The sequence below is a fragment of the Streptomyces tyrfis genome, from assembly GCF_037034285.1.
GTDB lineage: Bacteria > Actinomycetota > Actinomycetes > Streptomycetales > Streptomycetaceae > Streptomyces.
The window spans coordinates 146,912-171,330 of sequence record NZ_JBAGJZ010000012.1; the positions used below are offsets into that span (position 1 = coordinate 146,912).

General features: G+C 75.8%; 21 protein-coding genes and 1 pseudogene. 7 read left to right on the top strand and 15 right to left on the bottom strand.

The genetic code is table 11. From position 1 onward, the window contains the following. Positions 1 to 65: 65 nt before the first annotated feature. On the bottom strand, positions 66 to 1,295 hold the full coding sequence (locus WA762_RS12180; RefSeq protein WP_335935542.1) for a serine/threonine-protein kinase: 1,230 nt from the start codon (positions 1,293 to 1,295) through the stop codon (positions 66 to 68). 318 nt (positions 1,296 to 1,613) lie between these two features. Next, positions 1,614 to 2,129, bottom strand: coding sequence for an Lrp/AsnC family transcriptional regulator (locus tag WA762_RS12185; RefSeq protein ID WP_335935543.1), 516 nt, complete (start codon positions 2,127 to 2,129; stop codon positions 1,614 to 1,616). 225 nt (positions 2,130 to 2,354) lie between these two features. Between WA762_RS12185 and WA762_RS12190 the strand changes: the two genes are divergently transcribed. From WA762_RS12190 to WA762_RS12205, 4 genes are all read left to right on the top strand, one after another. Next, the gene (locus WA762_RS12190) at positions 2,355 to 3,332 is read left to right on the top strand and encodes an alpha/beta hydrolase (RefSeq protein WP_335935544.1); all 978 of its coding nucleotides are present in this window, start codon (positions 2,355 to 2,357) and stop codon (positions 3,330 to 3,332) included. Continuing rightward, positions 3,325 to 4,500 carry an acyltransferase family protein gene (locus tag WA762_RS12195; protein ID WP_335935545.1) on the top strand — a complete coding sequence of 392 codons (1,176 nt, stop codon included), beginning with the start codon at positions 3,325 to 3,327 and terminating at the stop codon, positions 4,498 to 4,500. Before WA762_RS12190 ends, WA762_RS12195 begins: the two co-directional genes overlap by 8 nt. A gap of 440 nt (positions 4,501 to 4,940) precedes the next feature. After that, positions 4,941 to 6,443, top strand: a complete 1,503-nt coding sequence (locus tag WA762_RS12200) for an FUSC family protein (protein ID WP_335935546.1) — start codon at positions 4,941 to 4,943, stop codon at positions 6,441 to 6,443. A 130-nt stretch (positions 6,444 to 6,573) separates the two neighbouring features. Then, entirely contained in the window at positions 6,574 to 7,653 is a 1,080-nt protein-coding gene (locus WA762_RS12205; RefSeq protein ID WP_335935547.1) for a lactonase family protein, read from the top strand. Positions 7,654 to 7,794: 141 nt separating this feature from the next. Here WA762_RS12205 and WA762_RS12210 read toward each other — a convergent pair whose 3' ends face one another. Then, on the bottom strand, positions 7,795 to 8,718 hold the full coding sequence (locus WA762_RS12210; protein ID WP_335935548.1) for a sirohydrochlorin chelatase: 924 nt from the start codon (positions 8,716 to 8,718) through the stop codon (positions 7,795 to 7,797). Positions 8,719 to 8,848: 130 nt separating this feature from the next. Then, on the bottom strand, positions 8,849 to 9,826 hold the full coding sequence (locus WA762_RS12215; protein WP_335935549.1) for an N-acetylglucosamine kinase: 978 nt from the start codon (positions 9,824 to 9,826) through the stop codon (positions 8,849 to 8,851). Positions 9,827 to 10,203: 377 nt separating this feature from the next. Between WA762_RS12215 and WA762_RS12220 the strand changes: the two genes are divergently transcribed. After that, positions 10,204 to 10,881, top strand: coding sequence for a uracil-DNA glycosylase (locus WA762_RS12220; protein ID WP_335935550.1), 678 nt, complete (start codon positions 10,204 to 10,206; stop codon positions 10,879 to 10,881). 261 nt (positions 10,882 to 11,142) lie between these two features. Here the strand turns inward: WA762_RS12220 and WA762_RS12225 are convergent, their stop codons facing one another. The 3 genes and pseudogenes from WA762_RS12225 to WA762_RS12235 form a co-directional block, all read right to left on the bottom strand. Continuing rightward, a complete protein-coding gene (locus WA762_RS12225) occupies positions 11,143 to 13,953 on the bottom strand; it encodes a hypothetical protein (RefSeq protein WP_335935551.1) in 2,811 nt (936 codons plus the stop codon). Positions 13,954 to 14,219: 266 nt separating this feature from the next. Beyond that, positions 14,220 to 15,308, bottom strand: a complete 1,089-nt coding sequence (locus tag WA762_RS12230) for a WD40/YVTN/BNR-like repeat-containing protein (RefSeq protein ID WP_335935552.1) — start codon at positions 15,306 to 15,308, stop codon at positions 14,220 to 14,222. A 188-nt stretch (positions 15,309 to 15,496) separates the two neighbouring features. After that, positions 15,497 to 15,991, bottom strand: a pseudogene (locus tag WA762_RS12235) (GNAT family N-acetyltransferase); the annotation flags it as partial. A gap of 110 nt (positions 15,992 to 16,101) precedes the next feature. Here WA762_RS12235 and WA762_RS12240 point away from each other — a divergent pair. Beyond that, on the top strand, positions 16,102 to 16,482 hold the full coding sequence (locus tag WA762_RS12240) for a hypothetical protein (RefSeq protein WP_335935553.1): 381 nt from the start codon (positions 16,102 to 16,104) through the stop codon (positions 16,480 to 16,482). Positions 16,483 to 16,589: 107 nt separating this feature from the next. Here WA762_RS12240 and WA762_RS12245 read toward each other — a convergent pair whose 3' ends face one another. The 7 genes from WA762_RS12245 to WA762_RS12275 all read right to left on the bottom strand — a co-directional run bounded on the left by WA762_RS12245 (position 16,590) and on the right by WA762_RS12275 (position 22,359). Then, a complete protein-coding gene (locus tag WA762_RS12245; protein ID WP_335935554.1) occupies positions 16,590 to 16,769 on the bottom strand; it encodes a hypothetical protein in 180 nt (59 codons plus the stop codon). Positions 16,770 to 16,827: 58 nt separating this feature from the next. Next, entirely contained in the window at positions 16,828 to 17,541 is a 714-nt protein-coding gene (locus tag WA762_RS12250; RefSeq protein ID WP_335935555.1) for an HAD family hydrolase, read from the bottom strand. Positions 17,542 to 17,560: 19 nt separating this feature from the next. After that, complete coding sequence (locus WA762_RS12255) at positions 17,561 to 18,259, bottom strand: phosphatase PAP2 family protein (protein WP_335935556.1); 699 nt, start codon at positions 18,257 to 18,259, stop codon at positions 17,561 to 17,563. 32 nt (positions 18,260 to 18,291) lie between these two features. Then, the gene (locus tag WA762_RS12260) at positions 18,292 to 19,227 is read right to left on the bottom strand and encodes a M56 family metallopeptidase (protein WP_335935557.1); all 936 of its coding nucleotides are present in this window, start codon (positions 19,225 to 19,227) and stop codon (positions 18,292 to 18,294) included. Positions 19,228 to 19,311: 84 nt separating this feature from the next. Beyond that, complete coding sequence (locus tag WA762_RS12265) at positions 19,312 to 19,929, bottom strand: DUF5134 domain-containing protein (protein ID WP_335935558.1); 618 nt, start codon at positions 19,927 to 19,929, stop codon at positions 19,312 to 19,314. A 222-nt stretch (positions 19,930 to 20,151) separates the two neighbouring features. Further along, on the bottom strand, positions 20,152 to 20,976 hold the full coding sequence (locus WA762_RS12270; RefSeq protein WP_335935559.1) for a phosphoenolpyruvate hydrolase family protein: 825 nt from the start codon (positions 20,974 to 20,976) through the stop codon (positions 20,152 to 20,154). A 105-nt stretch (positions 20,977 to 21,081) separates the two neighbouring features. After that, the gene (locus WA762_RS12275; RefSeq protein WP_335935560.1) at positions 21,082 to 22,359 is read right to left on the bottom strand and encodes a Tm-1-like ATP-binding domain-containing protein; all 1,278 of its coding nucleotides are present in this window, start codon (positions 22,357 to 22,359) and stop codon (positions 21,082 to 21,084) included. A gap of 104 nt (positions 22,360 to 22,463) precedes the next feature. On the opposite strand from WA762_RS12275, the gene WA762_RS12280 reads away from it, so the two are divergent. Further along, entirely contained in the window at positions 22,464 to 23,879 is a 1,416-nt protein-coding gene (locus WA762_RS12280; RefSeq protein ID WP_335935561.1) for an aminotransferase-like domain-containing protein, read from the top strand. 87 nt (positions 23,880 to 23,966) lie between these two features. On the opposite strand, the gene WA762_RS12285 is transcribed toward WA762_RS12280, so the two are convergent. After that, on the bottom strand, positions 23,967 to 24,353 hold the full coding sequence (locus WA762_RS12285; protein ID WP_335935562.1) for a VOC family protein: 387 nt from the start codon (positions 24,351 to 24,353) through the stop codon (positions 23,967 to 23,969). Positions 24,354 to 24,419 lie beyond the last annotated feature (66 nt).

Here is a 24,419-nt window from a genome sequence, read left to right on the forward strand (position 1 = left end):
CAACTGCCCGCAGCGCGCGATCGGTTCACGTGCCGTCAGGAGGCGAGGAAAGCCGCGCCGGCGGCTCAGTCCTGCTCGTCGCCGCCGTCGTCCTGGCCGGCCCCGTTGTTCCCGTTGTTCGTGTCGCTCCCGCCGTCCTGGACGGGCCGGGACGGCTGCCCCGGCGCTCCGGGCGCGGTGTTCGCGCTGGGCTCGGTGTCCGGTGTGTCCCCCGCGCCGGAGTCGGGGGAGAACAGGGTCATGCCCAGATACACGGCCGCGATGAAGGCGACCGTGCCCGCGACGGCGCTGGCGACCCGGGGCCGGCGCCGGATCGCCTCCCGGGCCTTGGTGCTCCGCCGGGCGGGCGCGGCCGGGGCGGCCGAGCGCCGTCTGTGCCCGCCGCTCTGCGGCAGACGGTAGGTCGCCGGGCCCACGGCGGCGCCCGCGCCGCCGGACGTCGTGGTGGTGTCGAAAGCCGGAGCGGGAGCCGTGTACGGGACGGCGGCCGGCGGGGCGGGCGGCGGCGCGGCGTACATCGGCATCGGCTCCGGCTGCCCCCGCCACGCGTCGCCGTGGAACCAGTCCGCGACCTGCTGGGCGGTGGGCCGCTCCTCGGGCTGCTTGGCGAGCAGGCCGAGGAGGTAGGAGTCGAAGGCCGGGGGCAGGTCGACGCCGCGCTGCCGCAGCGGCACGGGCGGCGTGTCCACGTGCTGGTAGAGCGTGGCCGTCGCCGTGTCGGAGCGGAACGGCGGCTCGCCCAGCAGCAGTTGGTAGATCACGCAGCCCAGTGAGTACATGTCGGACGCCGCTCCGGCGGTACGGCCCAGGGCCCGCTCCGGGGCCAGGTAGAGGCTGGTGCCGACGATCTGCCCCGTGGTGGTCAGCGCGGCGGACGGGTCGTCGACGAACTGCGCGATCCCGAAGTCACCGATCTTGACAGACCCTTCGGCGTCCAGCATCAGGTTCCCGGGCTTGATGTCGCGGTGCACGATGCCCTGCCGGTGGGCGGCGGCCAGCCCCGCGGCCGCCTGGGCTGCGATCCGGGCGACCTGCTCGGCGCCGAGCCGTTCCTCGGCCGCCAGCAGACTGCCCAGACTCGTGCCCTCGACGAGCTCCATCACGAGGAAGAGACGGCCCTCCCAGGTACCGAAGTCGAACACGGCCACCAGATGAGGATGGCTCAGGCGGGCCGCCGTCTGCGCCTCCAGGCGGAACCGGGCGGTGGCGGACTCGTCCGCGTGGTCGCCCAGCAGCAGCTTCACGGCCACCGAGCGGCCGAGCACTTCGTCTTCGGCGCGCCACACCTCACCCATGCCGCCACGGCCGATGGGGGACGTCAAGCGGTACCGACCAGCTACCAGCACCTGTGCACCAATCTCGAATTGTGGGCCGCTCCGAATGCCACGGCGCGCCCCGACCGGGATCGGGGCGGGGTGGGGGGCACGCGGCATGATCAGGATATCGGCCCACCGGAGCGCGGCCGCACGCCCCGCACCCCCTGCCGGGGTCCGGGTGGTCTGCCCTGATTCCACGGATTTCGCCCGGCGGATCCCCCTCCCGCCCCGTCGGCCGGCGTTCCCTGCGGATTCCCGGGGGGCGGCGCCCGGCCCAACCGGCCCGCCCGCGCGGCGTCAGCGCCGCCCGGAGCCCTGCCCCGCGGCGGCGGACGGCCCCGGGCCGGCCGCCCGGCCCACCGACTCCACCAGCGGCAGCAGCCGGTGCGGCACCCGCTCGCGCAGGGCCACCTCGGTGCGGGTGCGCACCACGCCGGGCAGCTGGATCAGCCGCTGGATGACGTCCTCCAGATGCCCGTTGTCACGTGCCACCACCCGGGCCAGCAGATCTCCGCCGCCCGTGGTCGAGAACGCCTCGACGATCTCCGGCACCGCCGCGAGCGCCTCGCCGACCTCGTCCAAGTGCCCCTGGGTGACCTCCAGATGAACGAAGGCCAGCACCGGATGGCCCAGCGCGGCGGGGGACAGGACCGGCCCCGTGCCGGTGATCACACCGGTCCGCTCCAGCCGGTCGATACGCGCCTGGAGGGTGCCCCGCGCGACGGAGAGGATGCGCGCGTACTCGCGGACGCTGGTCCGCGGCCGCTCGATGAGCAACCGCAGGATGCGGGTGTCGAGGGCGTCCACCGCCATGTCCGTCGGCCTCCTCCGGGACGATCCGGCTGCGACTGTACCAATGGCCCGTCAGCGCCCGTGCCCGGACAGATCGGACGGCGCCCGGCCGCCCCCGTCATACCCCTAGTCCCCCGGGGCTACGAAACGGCTTCACGCCCCGGCGGGACGCCGACTACGAAGCGGCGTCCCTAGCTTCGGTACCGATGGCCTCCAGGCCGTCCGGTACGGAAGGAAACACACCACATGTCGTCCCAACCGCGCGTCTCCCGCCTGCGCCGCGGGGTGCTCGCCGCACTGGCGGCCGCCTCCGTGGCGCTGCCGGTCGCGGGAGCCGCCGGGCCCGCCGACGTGCCCGCACCGGCCCCGGCCGTCCGGGGCCCCTTGCGCACCGCCGGCCCCGGGGCCCTCGCCGAGCGCTACGCCGAGACCCGCGCGGACGTCCGGGCCGCCGAGCGGGCCGCCGCCGCCCACGGCGACCGCGGGCGGGCCGCCGCGCTGCGCGCCATGGCGGACCCGGGGCGCCGCCTCCTCTCCTTCGACGGCCGCGACGGGGGCCGCTTCACCGAGGTCTTCGGCGACCTCGCGCACGCGCGGCGGATCGCCGTGCTGGTCCCCGGGGCGGGCATCGACGTCGACCACCAGCGGCGGCTGCGCGACGGCGGCCGGGCCCTCGGCGAGGAACTCGGCGGCAGCTCGGCCGTCGTCGCCTGGCTCGGCTACCGCACCCCGGCGACGGCGAGCCCGGCCGCGCTGACCCCGGACCGCGCCGACGGGGCCGCGCCCGCACTGAGGGAACTCGTCGGCGAACTGCGCCGGATCGCACCCGGCGCCCGGACCACCCTGCTGTGCCACTCCTACGGCTCCGTCGTCTGCGCCAGGGCCGCGCACGGGCTGCGGGTCGCGGACATCGTCCTGTACGGAAGCCCCGGCACCGGCTACGCGAACGCCGCCGACCTGCGCACCCCGGCCACCGTCTGGGCGGGCCGGGGCGCCGACGACTGGATCGCCGACGTGCCCCATGTGAGGCTCCGACTGCCGTTCGCCGACATCGGCTTCGGCGCCGACCCGGTCGCGCCCGCGTTCGGCGCCCGGCCCTTCGCGGCGGGCGACGGCGGACACAGCGACTACCTGGCCCCCGGCTCCGTACCGCTGAGGAACATGGCGCGGATCGTCGCCGGAACGGTCCCCGCCCAGGCCCCCGGGGGAGGGCGTCATGGGTGACCTCGCCCGGCGGATCGACGCCGCCACCCCCGCCGGCCGCGACCGCGCCGTCGACGCGCTGCGCGCCCTCGCCATCCTCGGCGTGGTCCTCGGCCACTGGCTGGTCACCGCGCTGGTCGCCGACAGCGGCAGCCTGCACGGAGCCAGCCCCCTGCGGTACCTGCCCGGACTCGCCCCGGTCTCCTGGGTGTTCCAGACGCTGGCGGTGTTCTTCGTGGTCGGCGGGCAGGTCGCCGCACGCGGCCACGCGTCCGCCCGCGCCCGCGGGGAGAGCTACGGCCGGTGGCTGCGCGGGCGGCTGGCCCGGCTGCTGCGCCCGGTGACCGTCGTGCTGCCGGTATGGGCCATGGCGGCGGGAGCGATGCTCGTCCTCGGCGTCGACCAGGACACCGTGCTCACCCTCTGCCGGCTGGTGTGGTCACCGCTCTGGTTCCTGGCGGTCTTCGCGCTGCTCACGGCGGCGACCCCGCTGGTGGCGCGGGTGCATCCGCTCTGGCCGCTCGCCGCCGTCCTGATCGTCGACCTCTACCGGTTCGGCCTGGACGCGCCCGGCGGCCTCGGCACGGTCAACGTGGTGGCGGGCTGGCTGGTTCCGTACTGCCTGGGCGCGGCCCGGGCCCGGGGCGAACTCCTCGGCCGCCGGACCGGATGGACGTTGCTGCTGGGCGGGTCCGCCGCCACCGCCGCACTCGTCCTGTGGGCCGGCTATCCCGCGACCATGGTCGGCGTGCCCGGCCAGGCGATATCCAACCTCGATCCGCCGACCCTGGCCGCCGTCGCCTTCGGACTCGCCCAGTGCGGGGCGGCGCTGCTGCTCCTCGCGCCGTTGCGCCGGGTGCTGCGCCGCCCGGCGGTCTGGGCGGCGGTGGCGCTGGCGAACGTCTCCGCGATGACGATATTCCTGTGGCACCAGACCGCGATGATCGTGGTCACCGCGACCGGTCTGCTGCTGGGCGGCGGCCCCCTGCCCGGCCTGCACACCGTCCCCGACGGCCCCGACTGGGTCCTGGCCCGGCTGGCCTGGCTGCCCGCGTTCGCGGTGGCCCTGCTGATCTGCTGGGCGGCGTTCCGGGGCTGCGAGCGGGGACGGGCGCGGGGGAGGAGCGCCGTCGCCCGCGCGGGGCGTCCCGTGGCTCCGGCGGAGCCGCCCGCCCGGGACACCCCCTGAGGCGTGCGCAGCCGAGACGCGCGCCGCCGAACGGGGCAGGGCGGGGCTCCGGGGGACGGCGGTCCTCCCGGCTGGCCGCCGTGGAGTCCGCGGAGCCCGCAGGGCCCTTCGCGTCCTCCCCGTCTTCCGAACCCGTCCGCCGGGCCAGCGCCGGGCCTTCCGAGTCCGCCCGCCGGGCCGGCGGCGGACCGGGAGCGGGGGCCCGGTGCGCGGCCCACCCCAGGACGCCGGCCGACGGCGGCCCCGGCCCCGGTCGGTCCGTTGGCCCACTTCTGGTCCAGCCCGATGGCCGTTCGCTGGGCCAATGGCACAGTCGATCTCCGCTCGGTTGAGCCATGGGTTCCCGGGGTGCTGTGATGTACCCGTCGATGGCGCTGCGGATCTCCGCGGCGCCTTTTTCATGCCGGTGCGCCCGACGGCGCACGAAACGGGAGCCAGTGGTGCTGAAGAGGATGTTCGTCTCCCCGGACCCGGGCCGACTGCGGCTGCGCAGCGGACTCAGGGCCGTCCTCGGCATCGGACTCGCCGTCACCGTGTGCGGTCTGGCGGGCCATTCGCTCGTCGCGGCGATCACGGGCGGGCTCGCCGCGCTGCTCGCGCTGTTCACCGTGCTGGATCCCACGGTGCGCGGCCAGGCCGTCACCACCGCGCTGCTGCCCGTCGCGGGCTTCCCGGTGCTCGCGCTCGCCGCCGCCCTCCACGACCACCCGGTCGCGCGGGGTGCGGCGTTCCTCGCCGTCATGGGCCTCGGGGTGTACGCGCGGCGCTGGGGGCCGCGCGGTCACTCGCTGGGCGTCTTCGCGTTCATGGCCTTCTTCACCGCGCAGTTCCTCCACACCCTGCCGGGGCAGCTCCCCGAGCTGTACTCCGCCGTCGCGCTCTCCCTGCTCGCCTCGTCGGCCGTCCGCTTCGGCCTGTGGTGCTACGAGCGACGGCGGCCCGTCGCCGCACCGGCCCCGGCGCCCGGCCGGGGACTGGCCCGGGTCACCACCCGGCAGGCGCTCCAGGCGACGGTCGGCGGGGTGCTCGCGCTCGCGGCGGGGCAGCTGCTGTCCGAACAGCGCTGGTACTGGGCCGTCGGCGCGGCCTGGTGGGTCTTCGTCAACACCGCCTCGCGCGGCGAGACACTGGTACGCGGCTTCCGCAGGGTCCTCGGCACGCTGATCGGCCTCCCCGTCGGACTGGCCGTCGTCGTGCCGCTGCACGGGGCGGCCGTGCCCAGCGCGGTCGTCGTCGCCCTGGGGGTCTTCGGGATCTTCTACACCGCCCCGGTTTCGTACACCTGGATGATGCTCTCCGTGACGGTGATGGCCGGGGCGCTCTACGGCCTGCTCGGCGTGCTCGATCCGGCCCTGCTCCTGCTGCGGGTCACCGAGACCGCCGCCGGGGCGCTGGGCGCCGCGCTCGCGGTCCTGCTGATCCTGCCGGTCACCACGCACGCCACGACCGACGCCTGGATCCAGCGGGCCCTGCGCTGCGTGCACGCCTGCACCGCGGAGGCCGCGGCACGCCTGGCCGGCTCGGCGACCGCCGACCCCGCGCCCCGGATCGCGGAACTGGAGGCGCTCCTGGGCCGGGTGAGGACGTCGCTGGCGCCGCTGGTGCACCCGCTGAGCCCGCTGCGCGCCCGCCGGGCCAGGGCCCGGCAGGTGCTCGCCCTGCTCGACACGTGCGCCCGGGAGGTGCGCGGTCTCGCCTCCGTCGCCGCGGACCCGGAGGCGTCCCACGACGCCCGGCTCGCCGCCGCGTGCTGGCGTGTCGAGGCGTCCGTGGAGGCGCTGACCGCCCCGGACCCGGCACGGCGGGCGGACGTTCCCGGCGTCCCGTCGCCCGCCGCCGCGGCGGGGCCCGCCCTCGCCCATCTGCACGGCCTGGAACGGGCCCTGGCCGAACTCGCCGCGCCGCTGCGCAGCGCGCCCGGCGCGCCGCTCATCGGCGTGTGAGGGGCCGGCCCGGGATCGTACGGCCCGCCGCCATCCTGGTCTAGACCTAGACGGATCGGCTGCTAACGTCGTCCCAGCGAGATCGGAACGGCGCGCACGGCCGTGGTCGGCCGGCGGAGAGGGGCAGTCGGTGACAAGCGGTGCGAAGGGCGGCGGCGCGGGCCGGGCATACATCGGATCGTTCACCTCGGCGGGCGGGCTCGGCATCACCGCCGCCGCCGTGGACCCGGAGACCGGGACGCTGACCGCCCTCGGCTCGACGGACGCCGTCCCCGATCCCTCCTACCTCGCCGTCGGCGACGGACCGGGTCCGGACGCCGGAGTGCTCTACGCGGTCAGCGAGACCGAGCGGGGCGCGGCCGCCGCCCTCGACGTCACCGGCGACGCGCCGCGGACGATCGGCGCGATCCGCCCCGTGGACGGCGAGGGCCCGACCCATCTGGCGCTCGCCGCAGGACATCTGCTCACCGCCAACTACGGCTCCGGCAGCGTCACCGCTCTGTCCCTGCTGGCCGACGGCTCCGTCGGTCCCGTCCGCTCCGTGCTCCGGCACGAGGGCAGCGGCCCGGACTCCGACCGCCAGCGGGCCCCGCACGCCCACCAGGTGCTGCCCGATCCCTCGGGGGCCTGGGTGCTCAGCGTGGACCTCGGGACCGACTCCGTGCGGATCTGTGCGCTCGACGCCGCCGCCGGCACGCTGCGCCTGCACGGCGAGACGGCCCTGCGGCCGGGCACGGGCCCGCGTCACCTCGCCTTCCACCCCGGGGGCCGCCACGCCTACGTCCTGAACGAGCTCGAACCGACCGTCACCGTGTGCCGGTGGGACGCCGCCGCCGGCGTCCTGGAGCCGGTCGGGGAGACGGCCGTGCTGCCCGCGGGCGCCGAGGCCGACGACGACCTGGTGATCTACCCGTCCGAGGTGGTCGTCTCGCACGACGGCCGGTTCCTCTGGACCGCGAACCGGGGGCACGACAGCATCTCCGTCATCGCCCTCGGCCCGGACGGGGACGAGGCCAGGACCGTCACGACCATGGACTGCGACGGACGCTGGCCGCGCGACCTCGCGCTCGACCCCACCGGCCGGTGGCTGTACGCCGCCAACGAACGGTCCGGCAACGTCAGTTGGTTCGCCGTCGACCCGGAGACCGGGATCCCGCGCCGAGCCGGCTCGCTGGACGTCCCCGCCGCGTCCTGCGTGGTCTTCGCCTGACGGCCGATCCCGTCCACCGCGCCCGCACCGCACCAGCCCCGCTTACGGCCGATCGCCGGACCGGCCCGGCTCTCTCCGGGTCCGTCCGGCGATCGGCCGTGAGCGGCGGCCGTGCCGGGCAGGCCCGGCGCCGGCCCGGGTTCAGCGCACCGGGGCGCCCTGCGCCACGGCCGGCGTGATGCCGAGCGCCGTCATGTACATCGACAGCACGAGCTTGCCGATGGCCGGGTAGGCGCCGAGCGGCTCCGCCGTCGCGCAGCCCGCCTCCTTCGCGGCGAGGTCGAGCAGCCCCTCCGGCACCTCGGGGCCGACGAGGTACGGCGCCAGCGCGAGCTGCGCCGAGCCCGACTCCGTCAGCTGCTCGGCCACCGACGCCACGGAACCGTCCACGTCGAGGGCCGCGGCCATCACCGGGACCGCCAGCCGGGCCGCGAGCAGCATGCCGGTGATCCCGGCGGCCTGCACGGCCTCCTCGCCGCCCACCGTCGCCAGCACGATGCCGTCGGCGGCCGTCGCCACGGTGAACAGCCGGGCGCGGTCGGCACGGGCCAGACCGGCCTCGGACAGGCGGACGTGGAGCGCCTCGGCCAGCAGCGGGTGGGGGCCGAGCACGTCCGTCAGCTCCACCTGGGTGCCGCTGTCCATCACGGCCTGCCGTATCCGCCGGATCAGGGCGCTGTCCGGGCCCGCGAGCAGCGGCACCACGACGGCCGACGGCCCCTCCGGCTCGGCGACCTCACGGCCGGCGGCCCGCGCCTGCTCGAAGCGCGCGACCCGTTCCGCCGCGTTGTCGGCGAGGACCGAGGAGAGCCCGGGGAACTCCGCGTCGTCGCCGTCCAGATAGCCGATCCGGGCGTTCAGGCCCGGCAGCTCGGAACGGGCGATGCTGATCACTTCCTCGGCCAGCGCGCGCGTGGTCGGGGAAGGGGCACCGGGAACGGCGAGAACGAGCGCCGAGGCGCCCTCGGGTGCGACCACGGGCTCCGGGCGGCGGTGCCGTCCGGACTGGCGAGGTCGCGGCATACGTACAGGCAGGCCGGAAGCGGGCCCAGTGGGGGTGCTCATGGCGCCGCATGCTACTGGTTTCGGGTACCTCCCCGTTCGGGGAGGGCCCAGTCAGGCGTCATCTGTCCGCATTTATCCGATGCGGGTCCCAGCGGCCGACTGTCCTGCTCCCCGCCTTGCCCGCCCGAGGTCATTGCGCAGGCCCGTCGCCGGGCACGCACAGCAGAGTGGGATGACGGGGGAGCCGCAGATCCCCGTCGGCCAGCGCCCGGGCGACGGACAGGGCGCCGGTCAGCGGATCACCCGAACCGGGGACCGCCCGTGCCCGCGGGAGCTGCCGCGCCAACTCCTCGCGCAGCGGGGCGAGCAGCGCGTCGCCCATCCCGAACAGGCCGCCGGTCAGGGCCACTTCGCAGGGCTCGCCGTCGGCGCCGCTCGCCGGGCACACCGCCGCGGCCGCCGCCGCGATGTGCCCGGCGGCCTCGCGCAGGATGCTCGCGGCGACCGGGTCGTGCCCGGCGCACGCGGCGACCTCGGGGGCGAACGAGGCCAGCACGGCGGGCCGGTCGGAGCGCGGATACAGCAGCCCCGGCAGCTCCGGCGCGGGCCCGAACACCGCCTCCAGGCGGGCCAGCAGCGCGGCGGACCCGCCGCGACGCCCGTCGTGCGCGCGCATGGCCGCGTCGAGACCGGCCCGCCCGATCCAGGCGCCTCCGCCGCTGTCGCCCAGCAGGTGACCCCAGCCGTCGGCCCGGCGCCAGCGTGTCAGATCCGTGCCCAGCGCGATCAGGCCGGTGCCCGCCGCCACCACCGCGCCGGGGCGCTGCCCCACCGCACCGGCGTACGCGGTCACCGCGTCGGCGGCCAGGGCCAGCCGCCGTACCCCGAGCGCCCGTTCCAGGGCCGAGGGCAGCTCGGCGCGCAACTGCCCCCCGAGCGTGGCCATTCCGGCGGCGCCGATCGCGACCGCGGCGACTTCGGAGCCGGTGTCGGCGCCGTGCCGGTCCAGCAAGTCGCGGGCGACGGGCAGCAGTTGCTCCAGCAGGTGGTTCGCGTCGATTCCCGCCGGCCCGGTCCGCACCGGTTCGCCGAGGACCGCGGTGTCCAGCGCCCGGTCCGCGTGCGCGGCGCCCAGCGCCACCCGCAGCCCGGAACCGCCTGAGTCCACACCGAGCACGAAGGGCCCCGGCGCGCCCCGTCCGGCGGCCGTCCCCGTCGCCCCCGTCGCGGCGGAGGGCGTGCCCCCCGTCACGGCCGTCCCCCACGGGTACGGCGCACATCGCCGCCCTGCCGCGAACGTCTGCGTGACCCCATGGACCGGCTCCAGTGCGAGGAGGAATGACGGCGGCAGCCTATCCCGAGCCGCGGCCGGCGGAACCGGCCGTGCGGAAGATCACCGGGAGGCCGGGCGGGAAGGTGGATCGGAAGTCCGGGGGACCGGGGACGCGGGGGAGCCGGAAGCCCGGATCCCGGGGGCGAGGCGGGGCCGGGGCGGCGGCAGCGGGCGGTGGGGCGGCGAGGGATGCGCCGGTAGAGTGATGTTCCGTGGCACCACGACCCTTGAATGAAGTAGTCGAGCCCGGCTGGGCCGAGGCGCTGGCCCCCGTGGCCGGACGCATTGCCGCCATGGGCGATTTCCTCCGCGCGGAGATCGCGGCCGGCCGCACCTATCTGCCGGCCGGTGCGAACGTCCTGCGCGCGTTCCAGCAGCCCTTCGACGAGGTGCGCGTCCTGATCGTCGGTCAGGATCCCTACCCCACACCGGGAATGGCCGTGGGGCTGAGCTTCTCCGTGGCCCCCGAGGTGCGTCAGCTGCCCGGCAGCCTGGAGAACATCTTCCGGGAGCTCCACACCGACCTGGGGCTGCCGCGGCCGTCCAACGGCGATCTGACGCCCTGGACGCGTCAGGGCGTGCTGCTGCTGAACAGGGCCCTCACCACCGCGCCCCGCAAGCCGGCCGCGCACCGCGGCAAGGGCTGGGAGGAGGTCACCGAGCAGGCGATCCGGGCCCTGGCCGCGCGCGGCAAGCCCCTGGTCTCCGTGCTGTGGGGGCGCGATGCCCGCAACCTGCGGCCGTTCCTCGGCGACCTCCCGGCGATCGAGTCCGCGCATCCCTCGCCGATGTCGGCGGACCGCGGCTTCTTCGGCTCCCGCCCCTTCAGCCGCACCAACGAACTCCTGCTCCGCCAGGGCGCCCAGCCGGTGGACTGGCGGCTGCCCTAAGGGCTGTCCCGTAATCCGTGGTGGATCAGCGCGCGGCGTCAGATGTGGTGCATCGCAAGGCGGAGGGGCGCCCGCATACGGGACGTATGGGCGTTCCGACAACGCCGCGAGGCGCCGCAGCTGTCGTCGCACGCCCGCCAGGGATTACGGGACACCCCCTAGCCGCCGCCGGTGCGCCCCGTCGCCCACCGGCGGCGCCGGCCCGGGCCGTGGCCTCGGGCCGGCGCCGCCCGCCCGGTCAGGGGCGTCGGGCGCCGGGGATCACGGCGTGCCGCGCACGGTGCCGGTGAACACCGGCCCCTCGTGCGGCTCCCCTGCGCCGTCGTAGGCGACCAGCCGCATCCGCAGCGACTTCTCGGGCGCGCCCGGCCCGCGCGCGACGGTGGGGACGGACACCTCGACGCTCGTCCCGCCCGCGGGCACCACGGCGCCCAGATACGGGGCTTCCACCGCCTGGGAGAGCGGCCGGGCCGGGTCCGGGGCCTCGCCGAAGTTCTCCTTCAGCCAGTCCGCGTCCACGTCCAGGGTGGACAGCTCCGCCCCGTCGGTGACCGGCAGGATCTCAAAACTGGCCGTGTCCATGTCGACGTCCGCGGGCGTGGAGAGCGACAGCCGCCAGCGCAGGCTCTCACCGGCGGCGACACGGTCCGCGACCGGAGTCACCCCGAACGTGGGCATCGGGTCGTCGTTCCGCACGGTCAGCCCGCCGAGGTGGGAGCCGACGACCGCGCCGCCGACCGCCTTGGCGAACACCCTGTGCGTGACGTCGTACCCGAAGCGGGTGTTGCCGCGCACCGTGATCGGCACGTCCAGACGGGGCCCGCCCGGGCGCACGGTCACCGTCCGGTACCGGACCCGGTCCGTGCCGGGCTCGGCGACGAACAGCCGGACCCGGCCGCTGCCGTGTCCGGAGACCCGCACCGGGACGTGGTACGTCCGCACCCCGGAGTCGCCCTCGTCGACCGTCGCGCCGCCGATGTCGACGCGGGGCAGCGCGCCCGGGCGCACCGCCGGCAGGCCGGGCCGCCAGCCCCACGCGTCGATCAGCCACGCCTTCCCCGACCGGCTGCGCGGGGTCACCTCCAGGGTCTTCAGCCGCTTCAGATCCACCGCACCCCGGACGGCCGCGGACAGCGGCACCCGGACCTCGCGCGCCCAGTAGGACGCGGTCCGGCCGGTGCCGGGAAGCCCGTCGACCCGGGCCCGGCCGAGGACCGCCCGGCGGCCCGAGACATCGGTGACGGACACGTCCATCAGGGTGCCGGTGCTGTTCGGCGGCACGATCAGCCGCAGCGCCAGCGCCTCGGAACCGGCCAGCGAGACCGGGCGGGCGGGAGTCGCCCGCAGCGCGGCCCCCGGTTTCGACCAGCGCAGCGCGACCGCGTGGCGGCCGGGTTCCCGCGCGGTCTCCCACTCCGCGAAGTGCGGTGAGAAGCCCGGGACTTCGGGCGGCAGACAGGCTTTGGCCGGATCCGTGTGCACCTGCGCGCAGAGCCGGCCGCCCGTCACGGCGGCCGAGGAGTCCGGCAGGAAGACGGGTACGCGGTTCCCGCCGACCGCGTGGGTCAGGACGCGGGCGGGGCCGGCGGAGGGGGCACGCCGGCCCGATCCGTCCAGCAGCGGGCGCACGCGGTCGTCGCCGCCGATGAAGAGCCGGGCCGCCGCCGCGATGTACGTGGCGCCCGCCGCCTGCTGCTGACGGGCCGTCAGCCGCGTCTTCCGGCCGGGGCTGCACAGCCGGTCCGGGGTGCCCGTGTCCCAGAAGTCGTCGTCGGCGGGCGCCTCCGCCTGCCCCGGCGTCCACTCGCTGTTGAAGAAGTTGTGGTTGGCGCCGATCACATAGACCGAGCTGTGCAGGGCGGCGCCGCGGCCGACCCCGCGCGTGCCGTCGGCGTAGATCTGGCCCTGCAGGTCGGACACGTCACCGTCGCAGCCCGGCAGAACGGTCACGGACGGCACGTCGGGCGCCGGGTTCTGGCCGAACAGCGTGGGACCTATCAGCACGGTTCCCCGTATGCGCCAGCGCACCGGGCCCCGGTACCCGTCCTGGTCGGCGGGCGGCCGGTAGAGGCTGTCGAGAGCCGCCCGGTCGACGCCCTCGCCGCCCCGGGAATGGCCGACCAGCAGCACCCGGGACAGGTCGGCCGGCGCCGCCGCGCGCACGGCCGCGGGCGCCCGGGACCGCTGCACGGCCCAGTCCGCCCAGCGGGCGAGGTGCAGCCGGACCAGGGACGAGCGCGCCTGCGCGCCGCCGTCCTCAGCGGCGTCGTCCTGCGCGTTTATCCCGTTGGCGGAGATCGAGACGGTGACGTAGCCCTGGGAGGCCAGCAGCTTCTGGTCGGCGAGATAGCCGCGGTGGCTCGGTACCGGCCGCGTGCCCGCCTCGCAGGGCCAGGAGGCGTCCTGGCCGCCCTCGGCGTCGAAGCACGTGTAATGACGGCCGTGCAGGAACAGCGCGAGCGGCCGGCGCCCGGGCGCGCCCACCGGCGACACCACCACGGCGCGCATCTCCACCGGCTCGGCGAACCCGGGAAGCCGCACCGCCCGCTGCGTGTACTCGCCGCTCACCGTCCGGTAGCGGCCCGGTACACCGGGGTCGACCGCGTTCGCGGGCAGCGGGGCCGCCGGCCGGTCGGGAGCCGCGGCACGGCGGGCGTCCGCGGTCCGGTCGGACCCGGGCGCGTCGAGGCGGCGCCCGCCCGCCAGCACCCTCAGGTCCGTGATGGGGCCGTCGTGCGCGTCGCCGAGCTCCAGCCGGAACGTACGCCGGTCCCGTCCGGCCGCCGGCCGCCCGAGAAGGCGGTCCCCGGAGCGGAACTCGACCCGGGCGTCGCCCATCGGCACCGCGCGGGGCGCGGTCCAGACGAGCTGCCGGTGCGTGCCCGTGCCGGCGATCCGCCAACCGGCCGGAAGCGGACCGGCGGGCCCGCCCGGCGTCGCGTTCGACGCGGGGGCGGCGGACCGCGGGGGCGCGCCGGGCGGCTCCGGCGAGGCGTGCGCCGGCTCCGGCCATCCCATGGTGAGGGCGAGTAACGCCGTGGCGGCGGTCGCCACGCGTGAGACATGAATCAAGGTGGTCCTCCTGGTCATCTGCTCGGGGGAGCCCGGAGACCACCGGAACGATCTTCGGGTACCCCGCCCCGGGAGGACGGCGACCCGCACCCGTGGGTTGCCTCGCACCGCGCGGCGCGATGCAGATCATGGCCGGAAGAGGCGGATCCCGGACGGTCGTCGGCCGCCGTGATGCGGCGTCCCGCGGAGGCGGCCGCCCCGCTTCCGCCGACGACGGGGCGTACCGAAGACGGCGGGACGTCGTGTCGCCGGCCCGGGGCGCGGGGTCACCCGTCGATCACGGCCGCCCGCACGCAGAGCACGTCCGGGAGGTGCGAGGCGAGCCGCCGCCAGCTGTCCCCGTCGTCCGCGCTCGCGTACAGCTCGCCGTTGCGGTTGCCGAAGTACACCCCGGCCGGCCGTGCGTCGTCCGTGCACAGCGCGTCGCGCAGCACCGTGCCGTAGTGCGCCTCCTCGGGCAGCCCCGCCGAGAGCGGCTCCCAGGTGCGGCCCGCGTCGCCGGTGCGGAACACCCGGCAGCGACGCCCGGCCGGCACCCGGTCGGAGTCGGCGTCGATCGGGAAGACGTACGCGGTGTCCGCGCGGTCCGGGTGCGCGGCCATGGCGAAACCGAAGTCGGAGGGCAGGCCGCGGCCGATGTCCGTCCAGCCGGCCCCGGAGTCGTCGCTCCGGTACACGCCCCAGTGGTTCTGGAGGTAGAGGCGGTCGGGATCGACCGCGTCCCGGGCCACCTTGTGGACGCACTGACCGAACACCGGATGCTGATCGGGCAGGAAGACCGCCGACACGCCCTTGTTCGACGGGGCCCAGCTCGCCCCGCCGTCCGTGGTGCGGAAGACCCCGGCCGCGGACACCGCGACCGTCACGGACCGGGGGTCCCTCGGGTCCGTGAGAACGGTGTGCAGTCCCTCGCCGCCCGCGCCCGGCACCCACGCGGAACGCGTCGGATGCTCCCACAGGGGGCGATTCAGCTCGAAGGACTCCCCGCCGTCCCGGGAACGGAAGAGCGCGGCCGGCTCCGTCCCCGCGTACACGACGTCCGGCTCCTCGGGGCCCGCCGGGTGCAGCTGCCAGACCCGCTCCAGCGACGCACCGGTGAACTCGGGGAACTTCACGGCGGGCCGTCCGGGCTCGACCCAGGTGCGGCCCAGGTCGTCGGAGTGGAAGACGGACGGGCCCCAGTGCGCGCTGTCCCCGCCGGCCAGCAGCCGGGGCGTCGTCCGGCGGGTGTCGATCGCGACCGAGCCGACCGCCTGGGCCTTGAAGTGCGGGCCGTCGAACTCCCAGACGCCGCCGCGCCGCCGGCCGATGAAGAGCCCCTTGCGGGTGCCCACGGTGAGCAGTACGTCGGTCATGGCCGAACCTCCCGAAACGCCGTTGTGTTGGACAGGCGTCAGTCTGCCCCTCGACCACGGCGGAGGCCCGCAGGACGGCTCCCGGCGATCCGCGCCCCCGCCTCGCCGACGGGCGGGGCGAGATGCGGCGCGTCCCCCGGCGGCACGTCCGGCGTATACGGCCCGTCGTCCGCGCCGCCGGGGGCGGGCCGGACCAGGACCCGGGTGACGCTGCCGTCGTCCTCCACGACGTCCCGGACGTACCGGAACCCGAGCCGGTCCAGCAGCACCAGCGACGCGGTGTTCTCGGCGGCCACCGTCGCGTGCACCTCGGTGAGCCCGAGGGCGTCGTACCCGTACGAGGTCAGCGCCCGCGCGATCTCGGTGCCGAAGCCGCGCCCCCACGCCTCCGGGGCCAGGGCGTAGACGATCTCGTGGCCGGACACGTCCTGGGACGGCTTGATCTCGGCGTGCCCGATCAGGCGGCCGTCGTGCCACACCGCCCATACGTCGAAGAGCTCCTGGGCGTACACCTTGCTGAAGACGCGCTGGAACATGGCGCGGTCCTCGGCCTCGGTGCTGGGGCCGTCGCCCATCCACCGGGACACCCGGGTGTCCTGGAAGAGCTTGACGAAGGTCTCCTCGTCGGCGGGAGAGTAGGGCTCCAGCCGGAGCCTCTCGGTGTTCAGGGTGGGTGTCGCCATGGTGTGGGACGGTATCCGGGGCCGGTCCGGGCGGCAACGGGATTGATCAGCGGCGCGGGCCGGGCCGTGGCGCGGTGAACGGGAACGTCGGGCAGGAGGAGCACGGAGCGATGGCGAGTGGTGTCGAGGACGGTGAAGGGCGAGCCGCGACCCTGGAGGTGAGCGCGGCGGACGCGGAGGTCGGGATCCGGGTCGCGGCCCCCTCGGGGAGCCTCTCCCTGGTCTGCGCCCCCGCCCGTGCCCGGGAGCTGGCGGCGGAGCTCGTCCGGGCGGCGGAAGCCGCCGAGGCCGCGCCCGCGTCGCGGCCGGTCGAGGTCAGGGCGTGCGAGCTGCGACCGGGCGACGTGCGGGAGGGCGACCGGCTCATGACGGTGGAGAGCGTCAGGACCGCCGGAGACACCGTCCACGTCACCTGGAGATCGGGCGCGGGGCGCAGCTGGACCCAGGGGTACGACGCGGAGGCCGCCATCGTGCTCAGGCGGCGCGGCTGACGGGCCGCCCGGGGCGAGATCCGCGTCGGGGGAGTGCTCCACGTGTCCGCCGGCGGGGCCCCGGCGTCCGGAACGCCGCGGTACCGGTGGTGACGCCGGCGCCGGGGTCACGCGGCGGGCCTGGAGCTCCCGCCGGTCACCGCCGCCCACTCCACCAGCAGCCGCTGGTACTCCTTCTCGTCCTCCGGGGACAGGCGGCCGTTCGAGCGCTGCCACAGGTCACGGATCTCTTTGTTCACCACCGCGGCGGTACGCGTGGAGTCGGAGGGGGACGGAGAACGGGACATGCATACAGGCTAAGGCCCTGGTGTGAAAATCAGACCCATTGTGTGTCGGGGACATCTCTCACATGTCCCCTCGGGTGATCTCCGGCACCAGCCCGAGCCTCCGCAGCCCGTCGGGCCGCTCCTCCACCGGCAGATGGTGCACGAACCGCACGTCGCAGCCCAGCGCCGCCGCCCCGCCGTCCGCCCGGCGGTCGTCGCCGACCATCACCACATCCGCCGGATCCTGTCCCAGAAGTGTGCAGGCCGTGTGGAAGAGGCGCGTGTCCGGCTTCTGCACTCCGTGTTCGTACGACAGCACATAGGCGTCGATCAGCGGGTCCAGTCCGTGCGCCCGGAACACCGGCCGCAGATCCCAGCCGATGTTGCTGACCACACCGACGCGGACGCCGTTGTCGCGCAGCGCGCCGAGCACCTCCGCCGCGTCCGGATACGGCCGCCAGGCGGCGGACGTCCGCTGCCGTTCGTACAGTGCGTCGTACAGCCCCGGATCCGGGAGGTCCACCTGGCGGGCCAGGCCGGTGTACGCCTGCCGGTGGAGCTCCGCGCTCTCGTCCCGGGCGGCCCACAGCGCGGCGAGACGGCCGGGTACGCGGCGGGGCGGCGGTCCGCCCGGCAGCGCCCCGGCGGCCTCCAGCTCCCGCGCGCACCGCTCGAACTCCTCCTCGCCCATCGTCACCCCGCGCTCGGTGAGGGCCGCGCGCAGCCAGGACCGGACCGGCTCGATGCGGAAGAGCGTCCCGGAGAAGTCGAAGAGGACGGCCTTGATTCCCATGTCCGCGATCCTGGCCGATTCAGGGACGCCGGGACAAGGCCGCCTCCCCGTGCCGCTCGAACCGTTCGAAACCGGCGACGGCGAACCCGGCCAGCGCCGCCCCGAGCAGCCAGCCGCCCACCACGTCGCTCAGCCAGTGCACCCCCAGGTAGATCCGGGTGAAGCCGACCCCGACCACCGAGACCGCCGCCACCGCCAGGGCCGCCCGCCGCACCCGGCGGCCCGCGCCGCGGCGGCGCAGCAGCCACAGGAGCAGCACGCAGCTCACCGTCGCGGTCATCGCGTGACCGGACGGGAACGCCGCGTAGTGCGCGGAGTCCACCGGGTCCGGCCACCGCGGCCGCGGCCGGCCGACCGCGGACTTCAACGCCTGCTGCACGACGGCGGACAGCACGCCGGTCACGGCCAGCCACCCCGCGAGCACCCGCGCGCCGCGCCACCACAGCACCACCACGGCCGCCGCCACCAGGGCGCGCATGGTCCAGGGATCCCACACCCAGTCGGTCAGGATCCGGTTCGCGTGGACGAGGCCGGGTTCCACGACCGCTCTTCGATGCAGGGCCCGCGCGACGGTGCGGTCCAGAGCCATCAGCGGCGACCAGCGCACGGCGACCAGGACCAGCAGGGCCGCGGCGAGGCAGGCGCAGACCGAGGCCGCGCCGAACGGGGTGGCGAGGCGCCGCGCACGGGCCGGCCGGACGGGAGACGGGGGCGACATGAGGCGATCCTCGCGCAATGGCCCGGCCCCGGCTATCGCAGAGCGCTGAGCCCCGGAACGAAGGCCACCAGGAGCGGAACCACCGGCACCAGGGCGGCCGCCGCGGTCAGCTGGAGCCGACGGCCCGCCGTGAGCCGCTCCGCCGGGGTCAGCAGTCGGTTCACCCGCAGGGGCAGTTGGGCGTCGGACGTTCGGGACGGGCCGAACACCCCCCGGTCCTCGTTGAGTTCGACCAGCGCCAGGGCGGTCGTCAGCCGCCCGAACCGCTTCGACGCGACATCGTCCGCGGCCAGTTCGACCAGCCGGTGCATCTCGTCGCGGAAGGCCGCGAACACCGGCACCTGCGGGAATCCGGTGGCCAGCGCGTCGGAGCAGTGCAGCAGCCAGTCGTGCCGGGCCCTTGCGTGCCCCTGCTCATGGGCCAGCACCGCGTCCAGCTGACGCCCCTTCAGGCGGCTCAGCGCGGCGGTGGTGATGACCAGTTGGGGCGGCGACCCCGGAAGCCACCAGGCGTCGGGGCGGTCTCCCTCCAGCACCACGAGCCGTCCCCGGCCGGGCTCCTCGCCGGGCAACGGCGGGGAACGCACCAGCAGTTCGGCCCTGCGCCGCCGATGGCGCAGCCGGGCGCCGCGGATCTCCACGGCCAGCATCGCCGCCGTCCACACCCCGCCCAGCGCCAGCAGCACGGCCATGGCAGCGGACCACCGGCCGTGGCCGCCCAGCGCGTACGCCTCCACCACGGCCGGCGGGGCCGGGGCGAACACATGCCCGCGCACCGCCTGCCAGGCCGCGGCCGCGCTGAACGTCATGGACAGCGCGAAGGACAACAGCACCCCGGCCACCACGCACTGCCACACCCACAGCGCGACCACGGGCTCCCGCTCCGGCCAGCGGGCCCGCGCCATCAGGCGCGGGGTCACGACGGCGGCCAGTGCGCCGAGCAGCAGCAGCGCGAGGGAGACCAACATGGCGTCAGCCTATGAGCGTCGCGGTGTCCGCGGTACGGCCGCGCACGGCAAGTGACGTACACCACGGTTTGACCCGGCGCCGTCTCACACGGTGAGCAGCATCGCGAACATGGCGATCCCCATCGTCATCCGGCAGGCCAGGGCCAGTTCGGGCCGCGCGACCCAGCCGCCCCCGCCCGGCACCGGCTCGCCGCCCGCGTCTCCGGCCGTCGCGGCCACCGGTATCAACCGGGTGCCCGCCCGCAGCACATAGACCGCGTAGTAGACCAGCAGCAGCCCGGTCAGCAGGGGCACGCCCCCGGCCGTCGCCGCCATGCCGTGGTCCGTCCCTCCGGCGAGCCCGCCGTGCCCCCCGTGCGCGCCGTGGCCGCCCCCGGCGCCCGGGGCCATCGCCACCGCCATGTAGACCATCGCCGCCGACCCCACCAGATGGTGCAGATGGTGGCCGCCGCGCCGGGAGAACCACAACGCGCGCAACGAGGCCGCACCGAACAGCACCGCGTACACGCCCCAGGCCCACGCGGGCGGGGGCACGACGGCCGCGGGCACCGCCATGGCGGCCATGCCGAACCCCATCAGCGCCTCGGCGCGCGCCGCCCTGCGCCCCTCCCCGGTCTCGCCGCGCGCACGCAGCAGGCAGTACGCGCCCGTCAGCGCGCACAACGCCATCAGCAGCCAGCCGGACGTCGCCGGTCCGTGCACAACGCACCCCCCTGGACGTACGAGTTCGGTTCCCTGGGGCGATGCCCGGGCGCGGACCGTCGTACGCGGCGCACTGGAGTACAAGGGGAGCGCGCGGAGGGAGCGTTTCCCTCCGCGCGCTGGTGGCGTGCTGTGCCGTGCCGCGGTGTGCCGTGCCGTGCCACGGCGTTCGGGACGCCACGGCACACCGCGTCGCCCGGACCTGTCGCCCGGCTCTGCCGGTCAGCCGGTGGTGAGGGACTTGAAGGCCCGCGCCTGTTCCGTGATGGCACGCTCGGTGGGAAGCCGCTCCATGGAGGAGGCGCCGAAGAAACCGGCGATGCCCGTGGTGTGCTCCAGGACGTAGCGCGCGTCCTCGGGCTCGGCGATGGGGCCGCCGTGGCAGAGCACGATGATCTCGGGGTTGACGCGCTTGGCGGCGTCGTGCATCTCCTGCACGGCCGTCGCGGCCTCGTCCAGCGTCAGCGCGGTGGCGGCGCCGATGGACCCCTTGGTGGTCAGCCCGACGTGCGGGACCAGGACGTCCGCGCCGGCCCGCGCCATCTCGGCGGCCTGCTCGGGGTCGAAGACATAGGGGGCGGTGAGCAGATCGCGCTCGTGGGCCTGGCGGATCATGTCGATCTCCAGGCCGAAGCCCATGCCGGTCTCCTCAAGGTTCTCGCGGAACTTCCCGTCGTAGAGGCCGACCGTCGGGAAGTTCTGCACACCGGTGAAGCCCACGGCCTTCAGCTGGTCGAGGAAGTTGCCCATGATCCGGAACGGGTCGGTGCCGCACACCCCGGCCAGCACCGGGACGTCCCGCACCACGGGGAGGACCTCGCCGGCCATGTCCAGCACGATGGCGTTGGCGTCGCCGTAGGGCAGCAGGCCCGCCAGCGAGCCGCGGCCGGCCATCCGGTAGCGGCCGGAGTTGTAGATGATCAGGAGGTCGACGCCGCCGGCCTCCGCGCACTTGGCGGACAGGCCGGTGCCCGCGCCGGCGCCGATGACGGCCTTGCCGGCGGCGACCTGCGCGGTCAGACGGGCCAGGGCTTGGTTGCGGTCCATGGAAGGGCTCCCCTTCGGTCGGGTTCGGATTCGGGTTCGGGTGGGACTGGTCGGCTTCGTCCGGTCGGGCGTCCGGGCGGCGCCGGGGCCGTCGGGGCCCGGGGCTCAGGCGCCCGTGCTCCCGTGCGGGCCGGCGTGCGCCGTCGCCCGCGCGCGGTCGCCGATCAGCTGGTGGAGGCGGTCGGCGGCGGCCACGGCGAAGGCGGGGTCGTTCAGGTGCGCGTCCACCTCGCGCAGTTCGACGGCACTGCCCTCCAGGGCGGTGCGCAGGGCCGCCAGACCGGCCGCGTCGGCCTCCGGGTCCTGGAACGGCCCGCCCGGCGCGTCCACCGCAGAGACGCCGCCCGATGGCCACAGGACCGCCGTCGGGCCCTGTGCCGTGGCCAGCTTCCGCCCCATGAGCGCGCCGAGTTCCGCCATCTCGGCGGCGGTGGTGCGCATCAGGGTGACGGTCGGGTTGTGCACGAGGAGGCGCCGCCCGGAGAAGCGCTCCGGGACCGTCTCCCGGGCGCCGAAGTTGACCATGTCCAGCGCGCCCGGGGCTACGACCTGGGGGAGTGCCGCCCGGCCCGCCGCGGTCAGCCGGTCCGGCCCCGCGCTGAGCACGCCGCCGACCAGCTCGTCCGCGAGTTCGGTGGTGGTCAGGTCCAGGACGCCCGCGAGGAACCCGCCGGCCGCCAGCCTCTCCAGGGCCCGGCCGCCCGCCCCGGTGGCGTGGAAGACCAGGACCTCGTAGCCCAGCTCGTCCAGCCGCCGCCGGGCCGCGTCGACCGCGGGCGTCGTCACGCCGAACATGCTGGCCCCGATCAGCGGCCGCCCCTGCGGCCGCGGCCGGCTCAGGGTCCGCTCGTGACGGACGGCCATCCCGGCGGCGGCCGCCGCCGCGTTCTCCAGGATCAGCGCCGACACCGAGTTGATGCCCGCGATGTCCACCACGCTGTACATCATGGTGACGTCGCTGCTTCCCACGTACGGCGACACGTCCCCGCTCGCCATGGTGGACACCAGCAGCTTCGGAACACCGAGGGGAAGCGCCTGCATCGCCCGCGCGGCGATCGACGAGCCCCCGCTGCCGGCCACCGTCAGGACCGCGTGCAGCCGCCCCTCCCGGTGCAGATCGCCGACGACCAGCTCGGCCCCCTCGGCCATGGCGGTCACGGCCGCGCCCCGGTCCCCGGCGGCGCGCAGCGCGTCCAGGTCGTGCCCGGCCCGCCGCGCCACGGCGGCGGCGTCGACGTCGCCCGCGGGGGCGTCCCGCGGCGGCGGCATCACGCCCGCGTCGACGAGCACCACGTCGCAGCCCGACTCGCGGAGCCGCGCCGACAGCCACGCGTACTCCGCTCCCTTGGTGTCCAGTGTCCCCACGAGCACGACGGTCGCCATCTTCTGCTCCTTTGCAACGGCGTTCTCCCGATCATGTGCCGGTGGCCAAAGGGCGGCAAAGACCACTTGGCGGCAATTGGCCTGCGCCGGGCGATGATGAGTGCATGGACCGCATTCCTCCCACCCGTCTGTCGCGCCTGCTGACCGGATGGTCCAGGGGCGGCCCGGGGGCGCTCCCGCAGCTGCTCGCCGACGCCCTGCGGGAGCTGGCCCAGCGCGGGGACGTCGCGCCCGGCACCGTGCTGCCCTCGCAACGGGCCCTCGCGACGGCGCTGGGCGTCAGCCGCTCCACGGTGACGGCCGCGTACGGACTGCTGGAGGCCGGCGGCTGGCTGGAGAGCAGACAGGGCAGCGGCTCCCGGCTGCGGGGATCGGGCGGCGTCGGCGGACCGGCCACCGAGGGGCGGCTGGCCAGCTTCGGCGCCCGGGACGAGGGCATCGACCTGTCCAGCGGGGCGCTCGACGGCCTGCCCGAGGTCGCCGCCGCGGCGGGCTCCCTGACCGCCCGCGACCTCACCGCCGCGCTCGCCGACGACGGATACCTGCCGTACGGGCTGCCCGAGCTCCGCGAGGCCATCGCCGAGTACCACCGCTCGGCCGGTCTGCCGACCTCGCCCGAGCAGATCCTGGTCACCGCCGGATCCCAGCAGGCCGTCTGGCTGATCACCCAGGGACTCGTCGAGCCCGGGGACACCGTGATCGTCGAGGACCCGACCTACCGGGGCGCCCTCGAAGCCCTGCGGGCCCGCGGCGCGCGCCTGGTGCCGCTGCACGCGGACACCGCCCACGGCGACGCCGCCGCACTGGCCCGGCTGGCCGGGCACATCCGCCCGCGCCTGGTCTACCTCCAGCCGTCCGTGCACAACCCCACCGGGCGCGGCATGGACGAGCCCACCCGCCGCGCCTGGGCGTCCGTGCTCACCGAGCGGGGCCTGTACACCGTCGAGGACAACGCCTACGCGGAGCTCTCCCTCGGCGACGACGAGGCGCCCGTCTCCCTGGCCGGCCGGCTGCCCTCCGCCGGCACAGCCACCGTCGGCACCCTGTCGAAGCTCTTCTGGGGCGGCCTGCGGCTGGGCTGGATCCGGGCCTCCGCCACCGTCGTCCGCCGACTGGCCGACATCAAGAAGTCCGTCGACCTGTCCTGCCCGGTGATCGAGCAGATGCTGGCCGTGCGGCTGCTCCGGGAACTGCCCGAGGCCCGTGTACGGCGCCGTTCCCGGCTGCGGGAACGGCTCGCGGAGACCGAACGGCTGCTGCGCGCGCACCGGACCGGATGGCGGTGGGAGCGGCCCGCCGGAGGGTCCGCGCTCTGGGTGGAGATGCCCGGCACGGACGCCGAGGCCACCGCGCAGCTGGCCCGCCGCGCGGGCGTGCTGGTCGTGCCCGGGCCCGCCTTCTCCGCCGTGGACGGGTTCCGCCACCATCTGCGCCTCCCGTTCGCGGACGACGACGGCGACCTGGCGAGGGCCCTGCCCGTGCTGATCGACTGCGCCGAACGCAGCCGCGCCGCGCACTGACATCCGGTCCCCGCGCGCCGGCGCGTGCTCCCCGACCGGTGAAGCGCGGTCCCCGTCCGGTGAAGCGCGGTCCCCGACGGCCCGCCCTCAGGGGCGGTACCGCAGCGGATGGTCCGCCGGCACTTCCACCACGGCGATCCGGTGCCCGTCCGGATCCCTGATCCACATCTCGACGAGCCCCCACGGCTCGCGCACCGGCGGCCGGAGCACCTCGACGCCGCGGGCCGACACCTCCTCGTACGCGGCCCCGACGTCCGCGACCTGCAACCACAGCGCGAGACTCGGCTCCGGCGGTCCGTCCGCGCGCCCGGAGACCTCCAGGAAGCCGCCGCCGAGGAAGTAGACCGTGCCCCGCTCGGGCCCGGTTCCGAACTCCCGGTACACCGGCAGCCCCAGGGAGCGCCCGTAGAAGACACGCGACCGTTCGGGATCGGTCGGACGCAGCAGGATCCGGCTGCTCAGCACATGAACCATGCACCGGACTCTAAGGGCCCGCCCGCCGTCCCCGGCGGGAGCGCGACGGCGGCCGCGTCACGGGCC

Excerpts from the sequence above, each read along its gene's own strand:
- WA762_RS12180 (WP_335935542.1), bottom strand. The coding sequence starts at position 1,295 with ATGGGTGAGGTGTGGCGCGCCGAAGACGAAGTGCTCGGCCGCTCGGTG.
- WA762_RS12185 (WP_335935543.1), bottom strand. The coding sequence starts at position 2,129 with ATGGCGGTGGACGCCCTCGACACCCGCATCCTGCGGTTGCTCATCGAG.
- WA762_RS12190 (WP_335935544.1), top strand. The coding sequence starts at position 2,355 with ATGTCGTCCCAACCGCGCGTCTCCCGCCTGCGCCGCGGGGTGCTCGCC.
- WA762_RS12195 (WP_335935545.1), top strand. The coding sequence starts at position 3,325 with ATGGGTGACCTCGCCCGGCGGATCGACGCCGCCACCCCCGCCGGCCGC.
- WA762_RS12210 (WP_335935548.1), bottom strand. The coding sequence starts at position 8,718 with ATGAGCACCCCCACTGGGCCCGCTTCCGGCCTGCCTGTACGTATGCCG.
- WA762_RS12230 (WP_335935552.1), bottom strand. The coding sequence starts at position 15,308 with ATGACCGACGTACTGCTCACCGTGGGCACCCGCAAGGGGCTCTTCATC.
- WA762_RS12240 (WP_335935553.1), top strand. The coding sequence starts at position 16,102 with ATGGCGAGTGGTGTCGAGGACGGTGAAGGGCGAGCCGCGACCCTGGAG.
- WA762_RS12245 (WP_335935554.1), bottom strand. The coding sequence starts at position 16,769 with ATGTCCCGTTCTCCGTCCCCCTCCGACTCCACGCGTACCGCCGCGGTG.
- WA762_RS12250 (WP_335935555.1), bottom strand. The coding sequence starts at position 17,541 with ATGGGAATCAAGGCCGTCCTCTTCGACTTCTCCGGGACGCTCTTCCGC.
- WA762_RS12255 (WP_335935556.1), bottom strand. The coding sequence starts at position 18,259 with ATGTCGCCCCCGTCTCCCGTCCGGCCGGCCCGTGCGCGGCGCCTCGCC.
- WA762_RS12260 (WP_335935557.1), bottom strand. The coding sequence starts at position 19,227 with ATGTTGGTCTCCCTCGCGCTGCTGCTGCTCGGCGCACTGGCCGCCGTC.
- WA762_RS12270 (WP_335935559.1), bottom strand. The coding sequence starts at position 20,976 with ATGGACCGCAACCAAGCCCTGGCCCGTCTGACCGCGCAGGTCGCCGCC.
- WA762_RS12275 (WP_335935560.1), bottom strand. The coding sequence starts at position 22,359 with ATGGCGACCGTCGTGCTCGTGGGGACACTGGACACCAAGGGAGCGGAG.
- WA762_RS12280 (WP_335935561.1), top strand. The coding sequence starts at position 22,464 with ATGGACCGCATTCCTCCCACCCGTCTGTCGCGCCTGCTGACCGGATGG.
- WA762_RS12285 (WP_335935562.1), bottom strand. The coding sequence starts at position 24,353 with ATGGTTCATGTGCTGAGCAGCCGGATCCTGCTGCGTCCGACCGATCCC.